Below are 23,115 nucleotides of genomic sequence, written 5' to 3' on the forward strand. Positions count from 1 at the left end.
CGTATGTGATGGATGCGACAGTAGCGAAATCGGTATATCTCGGTACGGTAAAGTTGCAGATCTTCCGTGATATGTCCGGAAAATAGCCGGTTATTGCCCTGGATGTTCAGGCAGCGGCAATCGACACTCGCGTCATGAAATCGATGACGAAAGCACTGCTCACCGGGTCGGCGCTGGCCTGCATCACGGTGGCGGGCACGACGGGCACGGCGCACGCGGCCACCGGACGGCTGACGTTGATCAGCGGGACCGCCGGCGTCAGTTTCAGCTACACGACCTGCCAGCACGGCCCCGCCCTGCGCCTACGGGCCGGCCGCGGGCAGCTGATGCGACTCGGCTGACGCCAGGTGGGCGCGGATGCTCTCGGCGTCCACCCCTGTCTCTTCGGTCCGGTCGATGCCGAGGACGGACATGATGGTCAGGGCCTCGCTCCAGTGGCGCCGGGCGTGGTCGGGCCGGCCGAGCGCGGCGTGGGCGTGGGCGAGGCCGTCGTGGGCGCGGGCCTGGTCGCTCGGCTGGTGAAGGTCCGAGGCGAGGTCCAGCGCCTGGCGGTGGCAGTCGAGCGCCTGGTCGGCCTGGCCGCGGGCATGCTGCAGCCGGCCCATGCCGTGGAGGGCCTCGAACTGCCAGTTGCTGTTGCCGATCTCGCAGGCCAGGCGCAGGGCCTGCTCGTAGCAGTCGTACGCCTCCTCGTACCGCCCCTGGAAGCGGTGCAGGTGGCCGAGGCCGTTGAGGCTGTCGAGCTCGCCGAGCCGGTGCCCGGTGCCGCGGGCCAGGCCCAGGGCCAGCGTGAAGTAGTCGGTGGCCGGGCCGTGCGCGCCCTGCCCGAGGTGGATGAAGCCGATGCCGAGCAGCGCCCGTAACTCGCCGGTGCGGTGACCGATCGAGCGGGCGATGACGAGCGCCCGCGCCAGCTCGTCGGCGCTCGTGTCGTACCATCCCATGATCCGGTGGACGTTGCCGGCGGCGATCAACGCGTCCAGCTCACCCGTACGGTGACCGATCGCCCGGGCGATGTCCAGCGCCTGCTCGAAGTGCTCGGCGGCCCGCGTGTACTCCCCCTGGAACCCGCGGACCATGCCGATGCCGTTGAGCGCCCGTAACTCGCCCGCTCGATGACCGATGGCGCAGGCGATGGCCAGGGCGCGGGAGGAGTCCTCCAGAGCCGCCTCGTACCGGCACCGCATCTGACGGATCTCGCCGAGTCCGAGGAGGGCCTCCAGCTCGCCCGTACGGTATTCGGCCGCCCGGGCCGCCGACAGCGCCCGCTCCAGGAGCGTCTCGGCCTCGGCATACCGGCCGCGGGTGCGCAGGCACCGGTGCAGGGTGGCCGACAGGTGCCGGACGTGTTCGGCGAAGCCTTGCTCGGCGGCCAGCTGCGCGAGGCTGAGCAGGTTGGACAGCTCGGCATCGAGCCACGCGGCGGCGTCGGCCACCGCGGGCGGCGCCACCTCGTCCGGCGCGATACGCGGGCGCATGTCCGCCTCGTAGGGATAGAGGAGGTCCATCGCCGCCGACGCCGCGCGGCTGTAGTGGTTCAGCAGCCGCGCCGAGGCGGCGCGCCGGTCGGACTCGGACTCTTCGCCGGCGGCCCGTTCGGCGGCGTGTGTCCTGATCAGGTCGTGGAATCGGTAGCGGCAGGGGATCGGCTCCTGCAGCAGGTGGACCTCCAGCAGCCGGTCCAGCAGCGTCGCGGCCCGCTTGACGGTGGTGGCCAGCAGCGCGGCGGCCGCGTCGGGCGCGAGGTCCATGCCGGGGTGCAACCCCAGCAGCCGGTACGCCCGCCGCTCGGCGGCGGTGAGCTCCTGGTAGGACAGGTCGAGCGCGGCGGTGACGCTGTGCTGCCCGGCGCGCAGCTCGCTCAGCGGGTGCTGGTGCTGCTCCAGCCGCTGTAACAGGTGCCGTACGCTCCAGGCCGGATGGGTCTTCAGCCGGGCCGCGGCCAGGCGGATGGCCAGCGGCAAGAGCCCGCACCGCCGTACCACCGCGGCCAGCACCTCGCGCGGCACCCCCGCGACCCGCTCCTCGCCGGCGGTGCCGGTGAACAGCGCGATCGCGTCCGCCAGCGGCAGAACGTCGACCGACACCATACGGGCGTCGTCCAGCCCGACCAGCCGCCGCCGGCTCGTCACCAGCACCAGGCAGCCGCCCGCCCCCGGCAGCAGGGGCCGCACCTGGGCCTCGTCGGCGGCGTTGTCCAGGACGATCAGCATCTTCCGGTCGGCCAGCACGCTGCGATAGAGCGCGGCCCGGTCGTCGAGGTGCTGCGGAATCGTCTCCCCGGGCACGCCCAGCACCTCCAGCACGCGGGCCAGCGCGTCGGCCGGGTCCGCCGCGGGCATGCCCCGCGTGTAGCCGTGCAGGTCGACGAACAGATCACCATCGGGAAAGCGCGGAGCCAGCTGATAGGCGGCGTGCACGGCCAGCGCGGTCTTGCCCACCCCCGCCATGCCGTCGATGGCGGTGACCACCACCGTGGCGGCGTCACCGACGTCGTCGAGAACGGCCAGCTCCCGTGCCCGGCCGATGAACGCCGCCGCGTCGGCGGGCAACTGCCGCGGTGTCGGCCGCGCGCTTTCTGATTGGCCGCTCGCGGCGCGCGTCAGAACGGACACCTCCGCCGCGTCCAGGCCCAGCGCCTCGGCGAGCGAGCGCACCGACGCGCTGCGCGGCCGCCGCAGCTCGTCCGCCTCCAACCGGCGAACCGTGCGGACGTTGAGCCCCGCCCGCGCCGCCACCTGCTCCTGGGTCAGCAGCGCCCGCTCACGCCAGCTCCGTAACAACGCGCCCAGGCCCGGCCCCCCGACCGGACGGCCCGCCTCGGCGCCGTCGCGTGCTCCTGACGGCATGAACCCATCTCCCCATGGTCAGCTGTCCGGATCGAGAACGAGCCTATGTCATTCTCCATCGGCCCGCTGGCCCTGGCGCAGGCGCTACAGGAGGCTGTCGCGCGCGTAGGCGGCGGCCTCCGTGCGGTTGCGTACGCCGATCTTGGCGAAGGCGTTGTTGATGTGCGTCTTGACCGTCGTCTCCGCAATGAAGAGCGCCGAGCCGATCTCCGCGTTGCTCATCCCCCCGGCGACGAGCCTCAGCACCTCGACCTCCCGTACGGTCAGCCCGTCGGGACACGCCGAGACCGGCGGCGGCGCGGCACGGGAGAGCGCGTCCACCAGCCGGCGGGACACCGCGGCCGAGAACGTCGACTGCCCGGCGGCGGCCGAGCGCAGGGCGGCGGCGATCTCCGCGCGCCCGGCGTCCTTGGTGAGGTAGCCGCAGGCCCCGGCCAGCAGGGCGGAGTCCACGGACCGGTCGTCGTCGTACGTCGTCAGCACCACGACGGCCACCTCCGGATGCGCGCGGGCGATCCGCCGCGTGGCCTCGACGCCGTCCATCACGGGCATGCGCAGGTCCATCAGCACGACGTCGGGACGCAGCTCGGCCACCAGGCGCAGGGCCTCTTCGCCGTTTCCGGCGTCGCCCACCACGTCCACGTCGTCGACCAGGTCCAGCAGCGCCACCAGGCCCTCGCGCATGAGCTGCTGGTCGTCCACGACCAGGACCTTCATTCCGGCACCTCCGCCCGTACCTCCCACAGGCCCCCCGACGGCCCCGCGCTCAGCGTCCCGCCCGCGAGCGCCAGCCGCTCGCGCATGCCCTGCAGCCCGTGCCCGGATGACGGCGCCGCGGCCGCGTACGGATTGCGCACCACCAGCCGGACGGCGCCCTCACCGTAGCCGATCTCCACCGTGACCGGCTCGCCCGGCGCGTGCTTGGCGGCGTTGGTGAGCGCCTCGCGGGCCGTACGCAGCAGGCAGACCTCCGCCGCCGGGGTGATCGGCCGCCGCGTGCCCGTCGTACGCAGCTCGGCCGGCACCTCGTGGTCCCTGCGGTGCTCGGTGACCAGCAGGCTCAGCGCGTCGGGCAGCGGCAGCACGTCCTCACGCAGCGCCGCCACCGCCGAACGGGCCTCGACCAGCCCTTCCCTGGCCAGCGCCCGCGCTCTGCGGATGCGCGCCACCGCCCCCTCCACGTCGCCCCGCTCGGTGAGCATGGCCTCGGCGACCTCCAGCTGCACCCCCAGGGCGCCGAGGGAGTGCGCGAGCACGTCGTGCAGCTCCCTGGCGATGCGGGTCCGCTCGTCGAGCGCCATGGCCCTGGCCCGGTCGTGCTGGGCCTGCCGGTACTGGCGCCGCTGCAGCGCGAAGAGCACGGTCAGCATCACGACCGTCCCGCGGACCATGATCGCCGATCGCGGCTGCTCCCACCACAGCAGGCTGCCGACCATGAGCACCAGGTCGGTCGCGGTGACCGCGGCGATCGCCGCCATGCTCGGCGTCATGTGCGCCGCGAACAGCAGCAACATCGCGAACACGAACACCGTCGGCGCCGGCTCGACCGACCCCGACACCGACGCCGCGACCGCAGAACCCGCCGCCAGCGCGGCCACGGCCACGCGCGGGAACCGGCCGTCGAGCAGGACGAAGGCGAGCCAGCACGCCATCGACACGCCGAGCGCGGACCACAGCAGCGCGGGGACGCGATCGGGCTCGGCGGCCACCAGCGACCAGGCGAGGACCAGGCTCAGCAGCAGCCTGACCAGGCGCCCCGTCTCGGGGTCGTCGGCCGCCAGGAGCCGTACGACCCGCCCCCACACCTCTCGCATCGCCTAGCGCGAGTCCTTCAAGGTCAGAATCATGTCCACCAAGATAAGCCGGAAGGCCACGAAACCGACGACCACCAGCAGCGCCACGACGACGATCGCGAGCAGGAACTTGCCGTTCATCTTTCCCCCGTTGGCGTCCAGGAGCCGGTGCAGCAGTTCGAGCCAGAGGCTGCCCGGCCGTCCAGAGTGCTTGTCCATACCTGGGACGGTAGGGACGGGGCGGGGTGGAGCGACACCTCCGAAGGGTGGAGAGCAGGGTGGAGGCGCTGTCATGATGGGCTGATGCCCCCGGAGACCGCTTACCACGGCGCGCTCGGAGACCAGTTCGCCGAGCATGCCACCACGAGTCCGTACAACGCCTACGTCGACCGGCCCGCGATGCTGGAGCTCGCCGGTGACCTCGCCGGGGCGAGGGTTCTCGACGTCGGGTGCGGAGCCGGGCACTACGCGGCCGAGCTGCTGGCTCGCGGGGCCGAGGTGGTCGGTGTCGACGGGAGCGCTGCGCTGCTGGGCCACGCGCGGGCCCGGGTGGGGGAGCGGGCCGAGCTCCTTCTGCGCGATCTGGAGGAGCCGCTGGACTTCGCCGATGACGCGTCGTTCGACGGGGCCGTGTGCGCGCTGGTGTATCCCCACGTCACCCGTCGCGCGCAGTTGCTTGGCGAGCTGCGCCGGGTGCTGCGGCCGGGAGGGTGGCTCGTGGTCTCGACCGGCCATCCGACCGCCGACTGGCAGCACTTCGGGGGCTCGTACCACGCCGCCGACTGGGTCGAGCTTCCCGTGGGCGACGGCCCGTTCTCGATCCACTTCCAGCGGATGTCGCTGGAGGTCTTCCTGGGGGAGCTGCTGGCCGCCGGGTTCGTCCTGGAACGGGTCGTCGAGCCGCGTCCGGTGGCCGCCCTGCGGGAGATCGACGAGGCCGCCTACGACAAGCTGAACGAGCGGCCGTCCTTCCTCGCCGTCAGGCTCGTACGCCCCTGACCGCGGCCGCGGGGTTCTTCAGACGGCCACCGGGGTGAGCCGGTTGCGGACCCATGAGGCGGCTGCCGCGGTCGGCCAGAAGCGGCTCGCCAGGTTGCGTGCGGCGATCCCGGCGCGGGTGGCGGGGACCATCATGGCCGCGGCCGTCGCGACGTTCCCCTGGCGCGGGTCCACCAGGGTGCGGTGCTCGGCCTCGTACCGCGCGAGGGCCGATCGCGGGTCGGCGGGGGTGGCGGCCAGCTCCTCGGCGAGGGTGTAGGCGCCGGCCATGGCCAGGGTGGAGCCGTCGCCGAACAGCGACACCGACGAGGCCGCGTCGCCCAGCAGCGCCACGCGACCCTTGGCCCAGGAGTCGAGGCGCACCTGGCTGACGGAGTCGAACCAGAGGTCGTCGGTGGCGCGGACCTGGTCCAGCAGCTCGGGCACGCGCCACCCGTCACCGGCGTAGGCGTCGGTCAGGATCCGCTTGTGCTGCGCGAGGTCGCGGTGGTTGAAGCCCCGCACCTCCGGGTGACGGAAGATGAAGGCCGCCAGGGCGCGGCCGTGGACGGGGTGGACGGAGGCCAGCCGGCCGGGGGCGTTGTGCAGGACGACGTCCCGCTGGTTGCCGGCCGGGCCGTCGAGCTGCATCGTCGCGACGTAGAGGCCCATGTGGCGGACGAACGCGGACTCGGGCCCGAAGGCCAGCCGCCGGGTCGTCGAGTGGAGCCCGTCGGCTCCGACGACGAGGTCGAACCGGCGCGGCGCGGCCTTCTCGAAGGTGACGTCCACGCCGTCGCCGTCCTGGCTCAGCGCGGTCATCGTGTCGCCGAACAGGACCTCGGCCGAGTCGCGGCTCGCCTCGTACAGGATGGCCGCCAGGTCGGTACGCGTCACCTCCACCTCCCGGCTGCCGGACGCCTGCCGCAGCGCCCGCATGTTGACCCGCCCGACCTGGCGGCCGGAGGCGTTGACGAAGCTCAGCGCCGTCACCTGCGTGGCCGCCTCGCGCAGCCGCGGCATCACGCCCATGCGGTCGGCCACGGTCACGGCGGGGCCGCGGACGTCCACGGGGTTGCCGCTGGAGCGCAGGCCAGTGGCGCGCTCGACGACGGTGGGCCGGAAGCCGTGCCGCGCCAGCCAGTACGCCAGCGTGGTGCCGCCGATGCCGGCTCCGGAGATCAGGACTGTCTTCATGACTCACTCCTCGGGTTGCTGTGGTTTCGACGTGACCATATGACGCGATTTGAAAGTTAGTCAATCGCTAGTTAGTGAGTTGACCAGATTTCGCATTTGGTCATATGGTCTGCGGGTGAGCGCCGAACGACTCCGAGACCCGCGGCAGCGAGCCGAACGGGCAGCGCGGATCCTCGAGGTGGCGGCGGAGCTGCTGCTGCGCCACGGCTACCGGCGGGTGACCATCGACGACGTGGCCGCCGGGGCCGGCATCGGCAAGGGGACCGTCTACCTGCACTGGAAGACCCGGGAGCTGCTGTTCGGCGCGGTCTTCGCGCGTGAGGTGCTCCGGGCGATGGACGAGCTGCGCCAGGCGCTCCGGGAGGATCCGCGGGCATGCCTGCTGCACCGGTTCGCGCGTGCCTATTTCCTGGCCATCGCGAACCGGCCGCTGCTGCTCAGCTTCCTCCTGGCCGACCCCGACCTGGTCGGCAAGCTGACCAGCTCCCCCGACCTGGCCCGCGACGAGCGGCACGGCGCCATGGCCCGCGACTACCTGGGGCTGCTCGCCGAGCACGGCCTGCTCCGCGACGACATGAGCGTCGATGAGCTCGGGTTCGCCTACCAGGCGACGTTCGAGGGGTTCCTGCGGGCGGGGGGCGCCTCGGACGGCCGGGAGCAGCGGGCGGACCTGCTCTCTCGTACCGTCCGGCGGGCGTTCGAGACCGAGTCCGAAGTCCCCGACGCCACACTGCGGGACGTCGCCGCGGCCGTGGTCACCTTGCTCGGCGACGTGATCGACGCCGACCGCGCCGAGTCCGGCATCCCCGAGGGGTAGAGCGCCGGCGCGCTGGTCAGGGCTGGGAGATCAGCTGGACGCGGATGCCGTTGTCGTACGGGACCACGATCGTCTGGTCGCGGCCGAGCTTCCACTCCGGATTGACCAGGAACAGCCGGCCGCCGGAGGCGAGCAGGAGCCGGAAGCCGCGGTAGCGGTGCGCGAAGCTCGCGTCCTTGCCGGTGGTCTTCAGCCGGATATGGGTGATGCCGGGAGGTACGTCCTGCAGCGGCTCCTTCATGTCGAGGATGACCTCGGCGCGTCTGGGCAGGTCGTGCGCGTCCTGCTCGCCCCGGCCGGTGCCGTAGGCCCACGCGACCGTGGTCGAGGCCCAGAACAGGCCGGCGACGGCCAGGCCCAGCACGCTCAGCACGCCGTTCCTGGCCAGGCGGGGTGACATGAGCGGGCGGCCGCGGTTCTTGCCGTGGACGTGGATCCCGTACGCCATCATGGCCGGGCCGGACGCCAGCGCGAGCGGCGTCGCGCCGATGACGACGCTGGTGTCGGCGTCCCCGAGGAAGATGCCGATCATCGCGCGGCCGATCAGGAGCAGTCCGACGAGCGTGAAGCCGGCGGCCAGGAAGGTGTTGACGGTGTCGCCGGGGCGGCGGGCGAGCTGCCGGGAGACGGTGGCGTGGACGGCGATGACCAGCAGCGCGCCGAGGCAGATCAGGGCGGCCGGGACGTGCACGACTTCGAGGCCGTCGAGGAGCAGGCTCTGGTTGGACAGGCCGGTCATGTCGAGGGATATGCCGAAGTAGTCGAAGCGGGCGCGGGTTGCGACGTAGCCGAAGTAGATCAGCAGCGCGGTCGCCAGCGTGGTGGGGCCTACGGCCTCGGCGAGTTGCCGCACCCGCGCCGAAACCGCCTCCTGCCCGGATGCCGCCTCCGGCGCGCTCGCCGTCTCCTGCCGGGGTGTCGTCTCTTGCGCGCTCGCCGTCTCCTGCTCGGGTGCCGTCCCCCGCTCGGTCGTCGGCTCCTGCCCCGTTGCGGTCTTGCTTGCGGGCTCGTGCGTGGTGGTCACTCTCCCTCCGGAGCCGTGGTCGTGCCGTCATCCGCCGTATCCGGCCCGTCGTCCTGCGATCCGGAGTCCGAGTCCTCCTGAGAGGTGCCCGAGTCGTCGGTGGAGGTGCCGGTGTCGTCGTTCGGCGACGGCGTCGGGGACTCCTCGGAGGAGGTGCCCGAATCGCCGATGTAGTACGAGAACTGCGGAACGTTGTTGGATGTCTGGCCGGTCACCTCCACCGGCGTCTCCGCCGTCGGCGGCGGGCCGCCCCAGTCGCGGACCTGGTCGCAGGGCGCGTCCTCGACGTTGACGCACAGGTAGCGGAAGTGGACCACCGCCTGGATGACGTACGGGCGGTCAGAGGCCTCGCCCGTGATGATCGCGCCCGCGAGGCACTGGGAACCGGCCCTCAGCTGGACCCCCTGGCACAAGGGGTCGCCGGTGGGGTCGCAGTGGCCGGGGGCCGATCGGGCCGTGGCGCGGCCGGGGCCCGACTGCACGGTGAAGGAGACGGACTCGATCGTCCCGACGGTGGAGGTCTTGTTGATGATGGTGACGCAACCGTCGTCGCCGGGGGAGCCGTCGAGGTGCACGCCGTTCCAGTGGACGCTGCGGCGGTTGTTGCGCGTCCCCGGAGGCGTGGACCTGTCGCCGGTCGGTTGCCCGTCGGCATCCTTGCCCTGACCGGTCGAGCCGTCGGGCACTCCGGTCGCCGAGCTGCCGTCGTCGGGCGCGCTGCTTGCCGTACCGTCGTCGGGTGCGTCCGCCGAGCCGTCCGGGGCGTCCGCGGTGGCGTTCGTCCCGGTGCCGGCCACCGGCTCCGCGCCGTTGCCGGTGGCGACGCCGGCCAGCCAGGCGATCCCGAGGACCGCCACGAGGCCGAGGATTCCGGCCATGATGAGCATGCGTGCCCGCGATGGCGTCATGGATCCTCCTGGAGCGCGTCGCCGATCCCTCATCAAGCCCCAGAATCGGCTCCTCCGGCTGGGATCGCATGAGTACCCCCTTACTCAAAGCGACGTTCCCCGGAGGGCGGCGTGACGGTCACCGTCTCCAGCCCTCAGGTCGGGTCCCGCTCGGCGTCTGAGGGGATGCCGAGCCCTCAGGTCTGGGGCGGCCCAGTGCCTGAGGTGACGCCGAGCTGGTCGAAGGCCGCACCGACGCTCGGCCACAGCGCGGCCGGGTCGCCCGCCGCGACCTCGTGGCCGGCCTTGTAGCAGGCCAGCGCCACCTGCGGGGCCAGCGCGGCGGTCTCCGCCGAGGCGCCCTGCTGCCGCAGGAGCTCGCCGGCCAGCTCGACGAGGCGTCGCTGTTTGCGGGCCGCGCGGTCGTCCAGCTCGGGGTTCGCCGCGATCAGCCGTTCGCGCAGGACGTAGCGGTCGGTGTCCCGCGTCGCCCATGCGCAGACCGCCGCCACGGTGTCGCGCAGCAGCGCGAGCGCCTCCGGCAGCGACGGCGGACGGTCGAGCCGCAGCTCGCGGTGTCGCCGGGCGATGTCGTCCAGCAGTTCCTCCTCGCCGGCGAAGACGGCCTCCTGCTTGTCGCCGAAATAGCGGAAGAACGTGGTGCGGCCGACCCCGGCCCGATCGGCGATGTCCGCGACCGTCACGCCGGCGTAGTCGCGTTCGGCGAACAGCTCGTACGCGGCCGCGACGATCTCGTCACGGGCTCGCTGCTGGTTGCGGGCGCGGAGGGTGGATCGGGGCACCGCCTCAGTCTAGTCGTCCTGTACTTCGATCCATTATGGTACGCAGTACCACTTAGGTACTCCATTCCAAGGAGCTGGACATGCGAGCGGTGCAGATAACCGAGTTCGGCGGGCCCGAGGTCGTGGCCGTGCGAGAGGTGCCCGAGCCCCGGCCGGGAGCCGGTCAGGTCCTCATCGACGTGGCGCGATGCGGGGTGAACTTCGCCGACGCGCTCCTGCGCGAGAACCGCTACATCGCCGCCGTCACGCTGCCGCTGATCCCCGGGATCGAGGTCGTCGGCCGGACCGCGGACGGGCGACGGCTGGCCGCGATGATCTCCGACGGCGGGTACGCCGAGAAGGCCGTGGTGGCGGAGGACAGCGCCTTCCCGGTGCCCGACGGGGTGGACGACGTGACCGCCATCGCGCTGCTCGTCCAAGGGTTGACCGCCTGGTGGCTGATCAATCGCATCGCGCGGGTGCGGCCGGGGGAGAGCGTGGTCGTCCACGCGGCGGCGGGCGGGGTCGGCTCGCTGGCCGTACAGCTGGCCAAGCTGCGCGGCGCCCGCGTCATCGCCACGGCCGGCACGCCGGACAAGCGCGAATTCGCGTTGTCCCTCGGCGCGGACGCCGCCGTGGACCCCGCGGCGGACGACCTCACCGGGGCGTTGCGGGCGGCGAACCACGGCGAACCCGTCGACGTGGTCCTGGAGATGACGGGCGGCCGCGTCACCGACCAGAGCCTTGCCGCGCTGGCCCCGTTCGGCAGGCTCGCCTACTACGGGATGGCGGGCGGGGTCGAGCCCGCCCCGGTGCCGCCGCGTGACCTGCAGCGCCGTTCGGCCACGGTCAGCGGCTTCTGGCTGATGAACGCCCTCGCGTACCCGGAGGTCCTCGGCAAGGCGTACATGGAGATGTCCGGGCAGGTCGCGGCGGGGGAGCTGCGCGTGGTCCACGGCGGCGACCACCCGATGTCGGAGGTACGGCGCGTGCACGCGGACCTGCGCGGCCGCCGGACCGTCGGCAAGCTCGTCCTCGACCCGACAAGATAGAACCGATCGGTTCGATCTCTGTTAGGATCCGGACTTGTGGCGATATTTGTCTTGATCCCCGGAATGTGTCATGGCGGCTGGTGCTTCGACGAGCTCGCCGAGCAGTTGCGGAGCCGGGGGCATCGCGCGTACCCGCTGACCCTGACCGGCATCGCCGAGCGCAGCCACCTGCTGACCGGCGGGGTGAACCTCGACACGCACATCCAGGACGTGACCGGCGTCCTGGCCGCCGAGAACCTCACCGAAGCGATCCTGGTCGGCCACAGCTACGGCGGGATGGTGATCACCGGGGCCGCCGACCGCGCGCCCGAGCGGGTGCGCGACCTGGTCTACCTCGACGCCGTAGTGCCCGGCCACGGGGACTCCTGCTGGAGCCTCGTCACCGATCAGGAGCGGCGATGGTACGTGGACGTGGTGGACAGCGGTTACGCGACCCGGCCGCTGCCGTTCTTCGACCCGCGCGCCACGGCCCATCCGATCGCCTCGCTGCTCCAGCCGCTCCGGCTCGCCGGGGATCTCGCGCACGTGCGCCGCAGGGAGTACGTGTACGCGGCGGGATGGGAGGGGGAGTCGCCGTTCACATCCGTCTACGAGCGGCTGCGCCACGACCCCGCGTGGACTACGCACGCGGTGGCCAGCGCGCACAACCTCATGCGCGACGCACCACAGGACCTGCTGGAGATCCTGCTCGACGTCGCCTAGCACGTCCACCGGACCGTTCGGCGCGGCCTCGCCGAACGTGCGATCACCGAGCATCCCGCTCGGCCGCCGCTCGAACTCCTCCAACGTAAGCCGCTGGCCGTCGAACCGCCGACCGCCGAACCACCGGCGGACGAACCGCCGACGGATGAACCGCCGAACCGCTGACGGCCGAACCCCCAGCAGCCGAATCGCCGATCGCAGCCGGGTGCTCCGTGCGCGATCGGCGCCCGGCATCCGCGGCTCGGTAATCCGATGTCCGAGAGTCGATGCCGGAGAGTCGGGGTCAGGGGGTCGGGGTCAGGGGGTAGAGGTCAGGGAGTCCACGAAGCGCGACATTCCGGCCAGCCATCGGTCAGGGTTCTCGGCCTTGCGGTGGACGAACTCGGCCACCTCCGGGTGCGGGAAGATGTGGAAGCGCTCCGCTTCGAGGCCCTCGACGACCGCGGTGGCCACGTCCGACGGATCGAGGATGGTGCCCGAGGCGGCCACTGCCCTCGCGGTCAGATGGTCCTCCTCCAGCCCCTGCTCCAGCATGCCGGTACGCACGCCCTGCGGGCACAGGACGCTGACCTTGATGCCCCGCGAGGCGTAGTGGATGGCCACCCACTCGGCGAACGCGATCGCCGCCGCCTTCGTCACCGCGTACGGGGCGTCGCCGGGGCAGCTGATCAGGCCCGCGGCGGAGCAGGTGTTCAGCAGGTAGCCGCCGCCTCGGGCGATCATGGAGGGCACGACGGCGCGGGCGGCGTACACGTGGGCCAGCACGTTCACCGCGTACAGGCGGCTCCACTCCTGGTCGGGGGCGTCCAGGCCGTGACCCCCGATGATGCCGGCGTTGGAGCAGAACAGGTCGACCGGCCCGAACGGGGTCTCGGCCAGGGCGGCCACCTCCGGCTCCGAGGACACGTCCACGCGTACTGCGGTGGCGCGATCACCGATCTCCTTGGCCACTGCGATCGCCCCGGCCTCGTCGAGGTCCGCGACGACGACCCCGGCCGCTCCTTCGGCGGCGAACCTGAGCGCCATCGCCCTCCCGATCCCACCGGCCGCACCCGTGACGACGACGACCTTGTCCCGTACCCGCATCTGCACTCCTTCCGGTCCCGAGCACGTCCGCCGTGCCGGGCAGGCACTTCCACCGCCCCGCCCTTGCCGGGAACGACTCCGCCCTTGCGTATCTCGACCGCCTCTGACCGCTTCAGCCGAAGCTCGACCTCCCAGGCAGAATCCACCCTGATTGCCTCCCGCCGGAACCCCGCCAGAGAAGCCGAACCCACCCTGAACGCCTCCGGTCGGGAACCCCCGCCCGAGAAGGCGAGCCCACCCTGACTGCCTCCCGCCGGGAACCCTGCCCGAGAAGGCGAACCCACCCTGAACGCCTCCCGTGGGAAACCCCCGCCCGAGAAGAGGCGGTATGGGCGACGAACCCCAGCAATTAGAGCGTGATTCTACTGCGGCTCGGCGTGATCAGATGAGAGGTTTCTCATCTGGGCTTCAGCGTGGTCTCCTCGAAGGGCGTCAAGGTCAAGGTCATGAAGCATCGGGGAACGTTGGTCCTCCTCGCCTTGGCCGCGGCGATGGCGGGGTTCATGTCGGTGGGGCTGGTGCGCGCGGCCGACAGCGAGCCCGATCTGGGCGAGGCCGTCGTGGTGTCACACACGCCCGCGCTGGGCGAGGCCGGCATGTCGGCCCCCGCGGGGAGCGGCGCCCCCGGGCCGGGCTCCGGCCCGCCGACCCCGGGCGCGAAACCAGGCCTCACCCCGGGCGCGAGACCGGAGCTCACCCCAGGCACGAAACAGGAGCCCACCGCGGGCACGACGCCACCGCCCGCCACGGACACGGCGTCACGGTCGGCCGCCGATGCCAGGTCCGGGCCTGCCACGAATGCCGGATCCCAGCCTGCCGCTGACGCAGGATCCCGGCCGGCCGCCGACGCCGGGTCCCAGCCCGCGGCCGGGGTGAGGCCACAGCCCACCACAGGCGTGAAACCGAAACCCACCGCGAGCACCAGGCCGAAGGTCGGCACGAGCACCGGCCCGAGACCCGCAAGGGCCACCGGGTCGCGCGACGGCGACGAGGCCGCGGCGCGCGGGACCGCCGTGCGGCCCGCCCCGCGCCAGACCAGGGCCGAGCCGGTCAGACCGCCGGCGCCGAGACCGGGCGGCGGTGACGATGATGACGACGACGGTGGCGGTGGAGACGACGATGACGGCGACGACTGACCAGGCGATCGAATGCGGGTGAGCGCCCGTGCCCGGATCGTGGGCTGGATGCTCGCCGTCGTCGGCCTCGCCCTCGCGGTCTCGATCTTCGCGACCTGGACCATCCTGCTGGCTCGTCTCGACGACCGTACGAACCTCGAGCTCAGCAACGAGGCGGAGAAGCTGCGCCGGTACGCCGCGACCGCGCGCGACCCGGAGACCGGCCGCACGATCACCGACGTGGGAGAGCTGCTCACGGGATATCTGGCGCTCAACGCGCCCGACAGGTGGGAGACGTTCTTCAGCATCGTCGACGGCAAGGCGCACAAGATCACCGCGATCCCGCCACCCGTACGCCTCGACATCGACGACGCGCTGGTCGCGCGGCTGGCCACGGCCGTCAAGCCCGGCGGCGGTGAGATCGAGAGCCCGAAAGGAACGGTCCATTATGCGGTGATCCCGGTGACGGTGAAGCCCGACCCCCGCCCGGGCCACCTCGTCGTGGCGATCCTCTACGATCGCCACCGCGACGAGATCGTGGACGCGGTTCGGGTCCTCGGGCTGTCCGCGCTCGCGGCGCTGGCGTTAGCGGGGGCGGCCGGGTGGTTCGTGGCGGGGCGGGTCCTGGCGCCGGTCCGGTTGATCAGCCAGACGGCCGAGCAGATCAGCGACTCCACCGATCTCACGCGCCGGCTCGACGTGCCGGGCGACGACGACGTGGCCGCGCTGGCCGCGACGTTCAACCACATGCTCGACCGGCTCGAGAACGCCTTCGTCGTGCAGCGGCACTTCATGGACGACGCCGGCCACGAGCTGCGTACGCCGATCACCGTCGTCCGCGGCCACCTGGAGCTCATGGGAGACGATCCGCGCGATCGCGCGGAGACGCTCGCCCTGGTCACCGACGAGCTCGACCGGATGAACCGCATCGTCGAAGACCTCCTCACCCTCGCCAAGGCGGAGCAGCCGGGCTTTCTCGACATACACGACGTCGAGGTGGCCGACCTCACGGTCAGCGTCGTCGCCAAGGCCCGCGCGCTCGGTAACCGGCGCTGGCGGGTCGACGAGGTGGCCGAGGCCCGCGTGCCCGCCGACCGCCAGCGGCTCACGCAGGCGCTCATGCAGCTCGTGGCCAACGCCGTCCGCCACACCACCGACGACGACCTGATCGCCGTCGGCTCCGCCGTCCGCGACGGGTGGGTCGAGCTGTGGGTACGCGACAGCGGCCCCGGGGTGGCGCCCGCGGAGCGCGAGCGGATCTTCGGACGGTTCGTGCGCGGCGCGGGCCGCACCGTGACGTACGAAGGCGCCGGTCTGGGCCTGGCCATCGTCAGATCGATCGCCGAGGCCCACGGCGGCAACGTCAAGGTGACGGAGGCCCAGGGCGGCGGAGCCCGTTTCGTCATGTCCATCCCGCTGTGGGAGCTCTGGAGGCTGGGATGAACCGGATACTGATCGCCGAGGACGAGGCAAGGATCGCGTCGTTCGTGGAGAAGGGGCTGCGGGCCAACGGCTTCGTGACCGCCGTGGTCACGGACGGGGTCGCGGCGTACGACCTGGCCTGCGCGGGCGGGTTCGACCTGCTCATCCTGGACATCGGGCTGCCGCTGAGCGACGGGTTCACGGTGTTGCGGAGGCTGCGGCAGTCCAGGGTGGCCATGCCGGTGATCATCCTGACCGCCCGCGACAGCGTGAGCGACACCGTGGCAGGGCTTGAGGGCGGCGCGGACGACTACATCGCCAAGCCCTTCGCCTTCGAGGAACTCCTGGCCAGGGTGCGGCTGCGGCTGCGCGTGCGCGCCGACCGCACGCCGGAGGTGACCGTGCTGCGGGTGTCGGATCTGTCGCTGGATCTGCGTACGCGGCGGGCGTACGTCGGGGACCGGGCGGTGGACCTGTCGACCAGGGAGTTCGCGCTGGCGGAGATCTTCTGCCGGCATCCCGACCAGGTCCTGACGCGCGAACAGCTTCTCAGCCACGTGTGGGGCTTCGACTTCGACCCCGGCTCCAACGTGGTGGACGTCTACGTACGCTACCTACGCCGCAAGATCGGCGCCGACCGCATCGAGACCGTCCGCGGCACCGGCTACCGCATGAGAGCCGCCTAATCATCACCTCACCCCCGCTTCACCCCGTTCCGAAAAGCTGTTCTCAGCAGCACCGACGGAGGGAGCGCCGTGACAGCCGGACTGGTAATGGATCTCGCGTCGATCGTCGCCCTGGCCTATGGCCTCTACTACCGGCGACATCATCGACGTGACCTGCTCTTCGCCTACGTGGCACTCAACGTGGGCATCTTCGCGGTGGTTTCGCTCCTGCTCGTCCAGCGCGTCGACGTCGCCGTCGGCTTCGGCCTGTTCGGCGTCCTGTCGATCATCCGCCTCCGCTCCAGCGAGATCACCCAGCAGGAGATCGCCTACTACTTCATCGCCATCGTGCTGGGCCTGGTCAACGGCATCGCGGGGGCGTGGCCGCTGACCGCCCTCCTGCTGGACGGCGTCCTGCTGGTGGTGATGTACGTCGCCGACCACCCGGCCCTGCTCGGCCGTACCCGCCACCAGGTCATCACCCTGGACGTCGTCCACTCGGACCCGGACCTGCTCCGGGTCGACCTGGAGAGCCGCCTGCGGGCACACGTCCTCCACTACGTGGTCACCCAGATCGACTACGTCCGCGACATAACGGTGGTCGACGTCCGCTACGTGGCCCCTCCCCAACGGGCCGGCGTCCGCTGAACCCCGTGAGCCGGAGTCATGCAGAAGGTGGTGGAGGTGTGGTGATGGGTGAGTTGGACGCGGACGTGCTGCTGGCCGGGATCGCGGCCGAGGTGGCGCCGATCGGGCTCGAGGACGTGCCGGAGCTGATGAGCCGGGTCGATCGCAAATACATCGTGACGGCCGCCACCATGGCGGCACTCGCGGCCGAGCTGGGAGACCGGTTCGCCGTGCTGCGCATCGGGGCACGACGCCAGTTCCGCTACACATCGACGTACTTCGACACGCCTGACCTGCTCACCTTCCACCAGCACCGGCAGGATCGGCGGCGCAGGTTCAAGCTGCGCACCCGCACCTACCTGGACGGGGGCGGCCGGTGGCTGGAGCTCAAGCTCAACGGCACCCGTGGCAGCACCGACAAACACCGCATCCCGTACGACGACGCGCCGAGCCGGACGCTCACCCGGGAGGCGTTCGACTTCGTGCGCGACACCCTCCTCGCCGAGCTACACCTCATCGCCCCGGAGACGCTGGGGCCGGTGCTGGCCACCGACTACAAGCGGGTGACCTTCATCGACCCCTCGGGCGCGGCCAGGCTCACCTGCGACACGGGCCTGCTCTGCCACGACGGGCGCTCCAGCGCACCGGCGCGCCGCGACCTGGTGCTGCTGGAGTCGAAGTCCGCCGACGGGAAGGCGCTGGTGGACAAGGTCCTGCGCGGGCTGGGGGTGCGGCCGGTCAGCGTGAGCAAGTACTGCCTGGCCGTCGCGGCCCTCCGGAACCTGCCCGCCAACCGCTGGCACCCGGTGCTGCAGCGCTATCTCGTCCATCGGCCCGAATCGGGTGCCCAACGCCTGGTGTCCAGGGGCTCGGCAGGGTGCTGGGGCCAGGCGGCCGCACGGGGAGGGCGGTGGGCGACGCCTCGGGGAACACACGCCGGGGGGAGGGGCAGCGGCCTCGGCATCGGCATTCAGGGGTGATTCGGTGTCCACGTTTGGTGCGGTAGGAGGGGGTTGCCGTGCTCGGGTTTGGTTCGGCGGGTGGAGGGATCGCTGCGTGTGGGTTTGCCTCGGCGGGAGGGGGCGCCGTGCGAAGAGAGGGGGCGCCATGCGACGGTTTGCGTCGGCGGGAGGGGGGATCGCCGCGTGCCGGTTCGTTCGGCGAGAGGGGGCGTCGCGTTCGGATCGGTTCGGCGGGCGGGGGGATTGGTGTGTCTCCCTTCGTTGCGGCGGCGGCTCGTCGAGGGTGGAGCGGCTTACGGGGTCCAGGCGGGGTCGCGGCCGATGATGCCGAGGAGGCGGTCGAATTGCGGGGCGCTGTCCGGCACGTCTACCGGTGGGCCGAAGGCGCCGCGTTGCCGGCCCATCTCCGCCATCTGGTCGGTGAAGTGGAGTGCCCGCGAGACGGTCTCAGCGTCCGGCTCGTAGTCCTGGCCGGTGGCTCTGGCCAGGTCCCAGCCGTGTACGACCATGTCGACGAGGTACATGTGGGCCAGCGTGGTCATCGGCAGGCCCATGGCGGGGCTGGTGCCCTCCCACGCCTCGGGGCGGGACCAGACGGCCAGCGTGCGCTCCGCGCGCTCGGGGAAGTCGCCCGCGTACGGTTCCTGCTCGATCCTCTCCCCCTGGCGGCCCAGCGACTCGAACAGGTCCGCCACCCACTCGAGGTGGTTGATCAGGTCCTTGACGTCGAACTTCGCGCAGGGCGTACGGGAACCGAACTGCTCGGGCCGCACCGCGCGGACCAATCCCGCGGTCCGTTCGGTGGCGCGCGTCATCAGCGGCATCATGTCGTCCATGGCAGCCATGATGCCCCGCCTGACCCAGGCGCGGCTTGTAGAAACGCGACAGCGCGGCTGGGTCGACCCGTACGCGGGGCTCGACGCCTTCGATTTCTTCAGACAGGCGCCATCAGCGGAGATTGCGGCGTTTGTGGAGCACTTCTGGGTCGTCACGTGGACCGACCTCGCCCAGCCGTACGAACAGCGCATCGTCTCCCACCCCACCGTGAACATGACGATCACCACGGACTTCCACCAGTTCGCGGGAGTGATCAAGGGCGGGTTCTCGTACACGATGCGGGGCAGCGGCCGCGTGCTCGGCACGCGCTTCCGCCCGGGCGGCTTCCGGCCGTTCCTCGGCGGTCCGGTGTCGCAGTGGACCGACCGTTTCGTGGAGATCGGCGAGATGTACGGCGCGGCGGGCGCCTCGCTGGTCGAGCAGGTTCTGGCCGAGCCCGATGCCCGGGACGCCATCGGGCTGGTCGAGAGGTTCCTGCTGAGTCTGGGGCCGGAGCGGGATCCGCTGGCCGAAGAGGTCGCGGCGCTGGTGGAGATGGCCGAGAACGAGGTCTCCCTGACCAGGGTCGATGAGCTGGCCGCCAGATCGGGGCGGTCGGTGCGCTCGTTGCAGCGGCTGTTCCGGGACTATGTCGGCATCGGTCCCAAATGGGTGATCCGCCGCTTCCGGCTGCACGAGGCGGCGGAGCGGGTTTATGAAGGGCTCGACCTCGCGACGTTGGCCGTCGAACTCGGCTATACGGACCAGGCTCACTTGACCCGCGACTTCACCGCCGCGGTCGGGATGCCACCCGCGGCCTACGCCCGCCGCAGAGGATAGGCACGGGCGTATAAGCGATTAGTCGATGAGGTGATTTGCTGGGGTTCGGGTGGATTTCTGGTAATTGCTGGTTTCTGCGCATTCGAGTGTTTCGGAGAGCAGCTGTCGTACCGTTTCATCGAGCGAGCTGTTCTGATCGATGACGGTTTCGTAGCCGCCGGGCAGCAGGTCCCGCTCGATGTACCATTCGCGCATCATGTCCGGGCCGAACTCCGCGCTCTGCGGGCGGGTGGCATGGCGGCGGAGCGTTTCCTCGAAGGGGACATCGAGGTAGAAGAAGCGGCTGCGGGCGGGGAAGTCCTCACGCAGGGACTGGAGCATCGGGGCGTACCTACCGGCCGTGAGGATGCCCTCGAGGATGACGTGGTGGCCGTGGTCGAGCGCGTAGCGGGTGACGGTGTCGATGAGGCCGATGTTGACGCCGTCCGGGACGTCGAGCTCGCGGAGGATGTCGCGGCGCAGCACGTCCTGGCTCACCACCGCGAGGCCGCGCCTGCCGTACGCCTTGCGGAGGGCGCGGGCGACGCTCGTCTTGCCCGAGCCGGAATTGCCGCGCAGGACGATCAATTGTGTGAGCATCCCGGCCAGCGTAGCCGCTGCTCACGGGTTCACGTCGCGAATCTGATGGGTACGGTCGTCATATGCTTGAGCGCATTCACGAGATATCGGGAGTCTTGCTAAGTGCGGACGGATATCTTGACGATTTCTGGCCGAATTTCCGGAATATTGATGACGTGTTCTGGAAACTCCAGCGTATTCAGCGCTTCGAGGCCGGGGAGCCGAGCTGGCTCGCGATGATGGACTGCGACTGGGAACGCTCGCTCAAGCTGGTCGACGACACGGGTGACGGGGGCCGGGGCAGGGTCTACCCCTGCCGGCGGATCCGGATCGTGGAGCAACCCGTCACGCCGTACCTGCAGTGGGAGATGCACGTGCTGGCGCTGCGGGTGGACGTGGCCGAGCAGGTGCGGGTGCTCGACGCGGCGGAGGTGTCCGACCTCGAGATCGACCGGCGCCTGCCGGAGCTCGTCGTGCTGGGGTCGTCCGTCATGTACGAGGTGACGTACGACGCCTGCGGGACCCACAGCGGCGCGAGGCGGATCGACGACCCTGATGTGATCGCGGCGTGCCGGGGCGAGCTCGACAAGCTGTTCGCGGCCGGGGAGGACTTCCGGGCCTATTACGAGCGGGAGATCGTGACGATGCCGGCTCCCCGGCCGACGACCGTCTGAAGCCGCCCCGGGTGACGACCGTCCGTCACAGGGGGAGGCCGCCGGTGGCGGAGTTGGTGGAGCCGGTGGCCCGGTAGGCGGCGATGGTGCGTTCGGCGATGCGCATCTGGTGGATCTCGTCGGCGCCGTCGGCGAAGCGGGCCCAGCGGGCGTGCTGGAACATGCCGGCCAGCGGCGTGTCCGTCGAGTAGCCCAGCGCGCCGTGCACCTGGATCGCCCGGTCCACGATCCGGTTGAGGCTGTTGGCCACGAAGTGCTTGGCCATCGACACCTCCGTACGGAAGTCCTCACCCTTGTCGATCTTGGATGCGGCGTGCAGGACCATCAGCTTGCACTGGTACAGCTCCATGGCCGAGTCGGCGATCATCCACTGGATGCCCTGCTTCTCGGCCAGCAGCGAGCCGTGGCTGTAGCGGTTGAGCGCGCGCTCGACCATCATGTCCAGGGCCGTCTCCGCCTGGGAGATCCAGCGCATGCAGTGGGCGAGCCGGGCCGGGCCCAGGCGGTACTGGCCGAGGCGGTGGCCGTTGCCGCGACCGCCCAGGATCTGGCCGTCGGGCACGCGGAGATCGGTGATGACGATCTCGCTGTGGCCCGTGGAGCCGTGCATCGTCTCGACCTCGCGTACGTCGTTCCAGCCCGGGTCGGGGAGGTCGACGAGGAAGGCGGTGTTCGCGCCGCGCGAGCCCTCGGGCACGTCCGGCTCCGTTCGCGCGATGAGGATCGCGAAGTTGGCCCGGCGCGCGTTGGAGATGAACCATTTGTGGCCGTTGATCAGCCACTCGTCCCCGTCCCGGACGGCCGTGGTGCGGATCAGGGTGGGGTCGGAGCCCGCCACCTCCGGCTCCGTCATGGCGAAGCAGGACATCTGCGTGCCCTCCAGCAGCGGCCGCAGGTACTTCTCCTTCTGCTCGTCCGTCGCCCAGTGCAGCAGGGTGTGCATGTTGCCCTCGTCCGGGGCCATGCAGTTGAGCACCCACGGCCCGACGCGGGTCTTGGCCGCCTCCGACTGCACCATGGCCAGCTCGACGTGGCCCAGCCCCATGCCGCCCCATTCCTTCGGCATGTGGGGCAGCCACAGCCCCTCGGCCTTGGCCTGGGAGCGGAGCCGGAAGATCGTACGGAGGTAGGCGTCCCGGTCGGCCTCCTTCACCTCCTCCATGGCGGGAATGACGGTCCCCTGGATGAAGGCGCGGACCCGCTTGCGGATCTCCTCGTGCTCGGGAGCGAGGGTGAAGTCGATGGCCATACCCGCCACCGTGTCACGGCCGGCGGAGCGGCGTGAAGGCCCAGGACATGCGCGGCTCCACGGCCCAGTGGAAGAGCTTGCGCACCGGCGGCGTGCAGAGCAGGGTGGCGGCGGCGACGCCGAGCAGGATCGACAAAGGCACGCCCAGCTCGAACCGCTCGGCGACCTTGACCACGAACCCGTGGAGCAGGTACGCGTACATGGTGGCCGAGCCCAGATCGCTGAACCACGTGTGCCGCGCCGGGGTCACCGCGAGAAACGCCGCCACCAGCACCGCCCCGGCCACCAGCAGCCCCAGCCGCACGGCCGTGCCGGTGAGGTCGTCCACGTGCAGCGCCGAGTTGGACAGCCGCCACCGGATCCACTCCGTCGGCACCTGGTCGTGCACGAGCAACGCCGCCGCCAGCCCCAGCCCGAGCGTCAGGAAGCCGGTCAGCCGCATGTACGGCCTGCGCAGCCACGCGAAGTGCTCCGGCTTGAGCATCAGCCCGAGCACGTAGAACGGCAGCAGCGCGAACGTCCGGTTCATGGCCAGCTCGTCGGGCAGCGCGCTCATCCCGGTCAGCAGCGACAGCACGACCGCGACCGCCAGCGGCCACCTGAGCTGCTGCCACACCGGCGTCGACAGCCGCCACAGGAACAACGACAGCAGGAACCAGGTCAGGTAGTACGGATCCAGCAAGGTCAGCTCGAACTTCCCGTACAGGATCAGCCGCGGCAGCGAGTACGCCACCTCGAAGATCAGGTACGGCACCGCCAGCGTGGAGATGAGCTTGCGCGCCTTCCCCGCCGAGAACGTGAACCGGCGCGACAGATAGCCGCTCAGCACGATGAACAGCGGCATGTGGAAGACGTAGACGTAGAAGTAGAGCGCGTGGGCGAGGGGGTGGTCCCGCTGGTCCTCGATGAGGTGACCGCACACCACGAGCAGGATGGCCAGGTATTTGGCGTTGTCGAAGAACGGGTCCCTGGCGGTCACGGGCCGGGTGTCCACAGTGGCGGGAGAGGTCACAGATCACG

At 71.0% G+C, this 23,115-nt stretch carries 25 protein-coding genes; 12 read left to right on the top strand and 13 right to left on the bottom strand.

What is annotated here, in order from left to right; all coding sequences use genetic code 11:
• Nucleotides 1-134: 134 nt before the first annotated feature.
• The gene (locus AB0L65_RS13560) at nt 135-341 is read left to right on the top strand and encodes a hypothetical protein (protein ID WP_364244293.1); all 207 of its coding nucleotides are present in this window, start codon (nt 135-137) and stop codon (nt 339-341) included.
• Here AB0L65_RS13560 and AB0L65_RS13565 read toward each other — a convergent pair.
• From AB0L65_RS13565 to AB0L65_RS13580, 4 genes are all read right to left on the bottom strand, one after another.
• Entirely contained in the window at nt 303-2,849 is a 2,547-nt protein-coding gene (locus tag AB0L65_RS13565; protein WP_364244295.1) for a tetratricopeptide repeat protein, read from the bottom strand. The two genes, AB0L65_RS13560 and AB0L65_RS13565, sit on opposite strands and share 39 nt — an antisense overlap.
• 84 nt (nt 2,850-2,933) lie before the next feature.
• Nucleotides 2,934-3,566 (bottom strand): response regulator transcription factor, encoded by a 633-nt coding sequence (locus tag AB0L65_RS13570; protein ID WP_364244298.1) that lies wholly within the window; start codon nt 3,564-3,566, stop codon nt 2,934-2,936.
• The gene (locus AB0L65_RS13575; RefSeq protein WP_364244301.1) at nt 3,563-4,663 is read right to left on the bottom strand and encodes a histidine kinase; all 1,101 of its coding nucleotides are present in this window, start codon (nt 4,661-4,663) and stop codon (nt 3,563-3,565) included. The genes AB0L65_RS13570 and AB0L65_RS13575 overlap by 4 nt, the downstream gene beginning before the upstream one ends.
• A gap of 3 nt (nt 4,664-4,666) precedes the next feature.
• On the bottom strand, nt 4,667-4,861 hold the full coding sequence (locus AB0L65_RS13580; protein WP_185079465.1) for a hypothetical protein: 195 nt from the start codon (nt 4,859-4,861) through the stop codon (nt 4,667-4,669).
• An 84-nt stretch (nt 4,862-4,945) separates the two neighbouring features.
• On the opposite strand from AB0L65_RS13580, the gene AB0L65_RS13585 reads away from it, so the two are divergent.
• The gene (locus tag AB0L65_RS13585; protein ID WP_364244304.1) at nt 4,946-5,641 is read left to right on the top strand and encodes a class I SAM-dependent methyltransferase; all 696 of its coding nucleotides are present in this window, start codon (nt 4,946-4,948) and stop codon (nt 5,639-5,641) included.
• A gap of 18 nt (nt 5,642-5,659) precedes the next feature.
• On the opposite strand, the gene AB0L65_RS13590 is transcribed toward AB0L65_RS13585, so the two are convergent.
• Nucleotides 5,660-6,817: an FAD-dependent monooxygenase gene (locus AB0L65_RS13590; protein ID WP_364244307.1), complete on the bottom strand. Its 1,158-nt coding sequence runs from the start codon at nt 6,815-6,817 to the stop codon at nt 5,660-5,662.
• Between the two features lie 115 nt (nt 6,818-6,932).
• Here AB0L65_RS13590 and AB0L65_RS13595 point away from each other — a divergent pair, with 115 nt between their 5' ends.
• Nucleotides 6,933-7,634, top strand: coding sequence for a helix-turn-helix domain-containing protein (locus AB0L65_RS13595; protein ID WP_364244310.1), 702 nt, complete (start codon nt 6,933-6,935; stop codon nt 7,632-7,634).
• 16 nt (nt 7,635-7,650) lie between these two features.
• Here the strand turns inward: AB0L65_RS13595 and AB0L65_RS13600 are convergent, their stop codons facing one another.
• The 3 genes from AB0L65_RS13600 to AB0L65_RS13610 form a co-directional block, all read right to left on the bottom strand.
• Nucleotides 7,651-8,658, bottom strand: coding sequence for a hypothetical protein (locus AB0L65_RS13600; RefSeq protein ID WP_364244313.1), 1,008 nt, complete (start codon nt 8,656-8,658; stop codon nt 7,651-7,653).
• Complete coding sequence (locus AB0L65_RS13605) at nt 8,655-9,566, bottom strand: hypothetical protein (RefSeq protein WP_364244316.1); 912 nt, start codon at nt 9,564-9,566, stop codon at nt 8,655-8,657. Before AB0L65_RS13605 ends, AB0L65_RS13600 begins: the two co-directional genes overlap by 4 nt.
• A gap of 176 nt (nt 9,567-9,742) precedes the next feature.
• Nucleotides 9,743-10,348, bottom strand: coding sequence for a TetR family transcriptional regulator (locus AB0L65_RS13610; RefSeq protein ID WP_364244319.1), 606 nt, complete (start codon nt 10,346-10,348; stop codon nt 9,743-9,745).
• Nucleotides 10,349-10,428: 80 nt separating this feature from the next.
• Between AB0L65_RS13610 and AB0L65_RS13615 the strand changes: the two genes are divergently transcribed.
• Together AB0L65_RS13615 and AB0L65_RS13620 are read left to right on the top strand one after the other, a co-directional pair.
• Nucleotides 10,429-11,379, top strand: a complete 951-nt coding sequence (locus AB0L65_RS13615; RefSeq protein WP_364244322.1) for a zinc-binding dehydrogenase — start codon at nt 10,429-10,431, stop codon at nt 11,377-11,379.
• Between the two features lie 36 nt (nt 11,380-11,415).
• The gene (locus tag AB0L65_RS13620) at nt 11,416-12,081 is read left to right on the top strand and encodes an alpha/beta fold hydrolase (RefSeq protein ID WP_364244325.1); all 666 of its coding nucleotides are present in this window, start codon (nt 11,416-11,418) and stop codon (nt 12,079-12,081) included.
• A 297-nt stretch (nt 12,082-12,378) separates the two neighbouring features.
• On the opposite strand, the gene AB0L65_RS13625 is transcribed toward AB0L65_RS13620, so the two are convergent.
• Nucleotides 12,379-13,167, bottom strand: coding sequence for an SDR family NAD(P)-dependent oxidoreductase (locus AB0L65_RS13625; RefSeq protein ID WP_364244328.1), 789 nt, complete (start codon nt 13,165-13,167; stop codon nt 12,379-12,381).
• 446 nt (nt 13,168-13,613) lie between these two features.
• On the opposite strand from AB0L65_RS13625, the gene AB0L65_RS13630 reads away from it, so the two are divergent.
• The 5 genes from AB0L65_RS13630 to AB0L65_RS13650 all read left to right on the top strand — a co-directional run bounded on the left by AB0L65_RS13630 (nt 13,614) and on the right by AB0L65_RS13650 (nt 17,976).
• Nucleotides 13,614-14,303, top strand: a complete 690-nt coding sequence (locus AB0L65_RS13630; protein ID WP_364244331.1) for a hypothetical protein — start codon at nt 13,614-13,616, stop codon at nt 14,301-14,303.
• Between the two features lie 18 nt (nt 14,304-14,321).
• Nucleotides 14,322-15,725, top strand: coding sequence for an ATP-binding protein (locus tag AB0L65_RS13635; protein WP_364244334.1), 1,404 nt, complete (start codon nt 14,322-14,324; stop codon nt 15,723-15,725).
• On the top strand, nt 15,722-16,390 hold the full coding sequence (locus AB0L65_RS13640; RefSeq protein ID WP_350728600.1) for a response regulator transcription factor: 669 nt from the start codon (nt 15,722-15,724) through the stop codon (nt 16,388-16,390). The genes AB0L65_RS13635 and AB0L65_RS13640 overlap by 4 nt, the downstream gene beginning before the upstream one ends.
• A gap of 87 nt (nt 16,391-16,477) precedes the next feature.
• Complete coding sequence (locus AB0L65_RS13645) at nt 16,478-17,017, top strand: DUF4956 domain-containing protein (RefSeq protein WP_355191456.1); 540 nt, start codon at nt 16,478-16,480, stop codon at nt 17,015-17,017.
• 44 nt (nt 17,018-17,061) lie between these two features.
• Nucleotides 17,062-17,976 carry a polyphosphate polymerase domain-containing protein gene (locus AB0L65_RS13650; protein WP_364244337.1) on the top strand — a complete coding sequence of 305 codons (915 nt, stop codon included), beginning with the start codon at nt 17,062-17,064 and terminating at the stop codon, nt 17,974-17,976.
• A gap of 275 nt (nt 17,977-18,251) precedes the next feature.
• Here the strand turns inward: AB0L65_RS13650 and AB0L65_RS13655 are convergent, their stop codons facing one another.
• Nucleotides 18,252-18,794, bottom strand: a complete 543-nt coding sequence (locus AB0L65_RS13655; protein WP_364244339.1) for a TIGR03086 family metal-binding protein — start codon at nt 18,792-18,794, stop codon at nt 18,252-18,254.
• Between AB0L65_RS13655 and AB0L65_RS13660 the strand changes: the two genes are divergently transcribed.
• The gene (locus AB0L65_RS13660; protein WP_364244342.1) at nt 18,793-19,614 is read left to right on the top strand and encodes a helix-turn-helix domain-containing protein; all 822 of its coding nucleotides are present in this window, start codon (nt 18,793-18,795) and stop codon (nt 19,612-19,614) included. The genes AB0L65_RS13655 and AB0L65_RS13660 overlap by 2 nt on opposite strands.
• Nucleotides 19,615-19,632: 18 nt before the next feature.
• Here AB0L65_RS13660 and AB0L65_RS13665 read toward each other — a convergent pair whose 3' ends face one another.
• Nucleotides 19,633-20,181 carry a kinase gene (locus AB0L65_RS13665; protein WP_364244345.1) on the bottom strand — a complete coding sequence of 183 codons (549 nt, stop codon included), beginning with the start codon at nt 20,179-20,181 and terminating at the stop codon, nt 19,633-19,635.
• A gap of 74 nt (nt 20,182-20,255) precedes the next feature.
• Between AB0L65_RS13665 and AB0L65_RS13670 the strand changes: the two genes are divergently transcribed.
• Nucleotides 20,256-20,846, top strand: coding sequence for a DUF6879 family protein (locus AB0L65_RS13670; protein ID WP_364244348.1), 591 nt, complete (start codon nt 20,256-20,258; stop codon nt 20,844-20,846).
• Nucleotides 20,847-20,871: 25 nt separating this feature from the next.
• Here the strand turns inward: AB0L65_RS13670 and AB0L65_RS13675 are convergent, their stop codons facing one another.
• Together AB0L65_RS13675 and AB0L65_RS13680 are read right to left on the bottom strand one after the other, a co-directional pair.
• Entirely contained in the window at nt 20,872-22,095 is a 1,224-nt protein-coding gene (locus tag AB0L65_RS13675) for an acyl-CoA dehydrogenase family protein (RefSeq protein WP_364244350.1), read from the bottom strand.
• A 13-nt stretch (nt 22,096-22,108) separates the two neighbouring features.
• Nucleotides 22,109-23,107, bottom strand: a complete 999-nt coding sequence (locus tag AB0L65_RS13680; protein WP_364244352.1) for an acyltransferase family protein — start codon at nt 23,105-23,107, stop codon at nt 22,109-22,111.
• Between the last annotated feature and the right edge of the window lie 8 nt (nt 23,108-23,115).

The sequence above is a fragment of the Nonomuraea sp. NPDC052116 genome (genome assembly GCF_040680035.1).
Lineage (GTDB): Bacteria > Actinomycetota > Actinomycetes > Streptosporangiales > Streptosporangiaceae > Nonomuraea > Nonomuraea angiospora_A.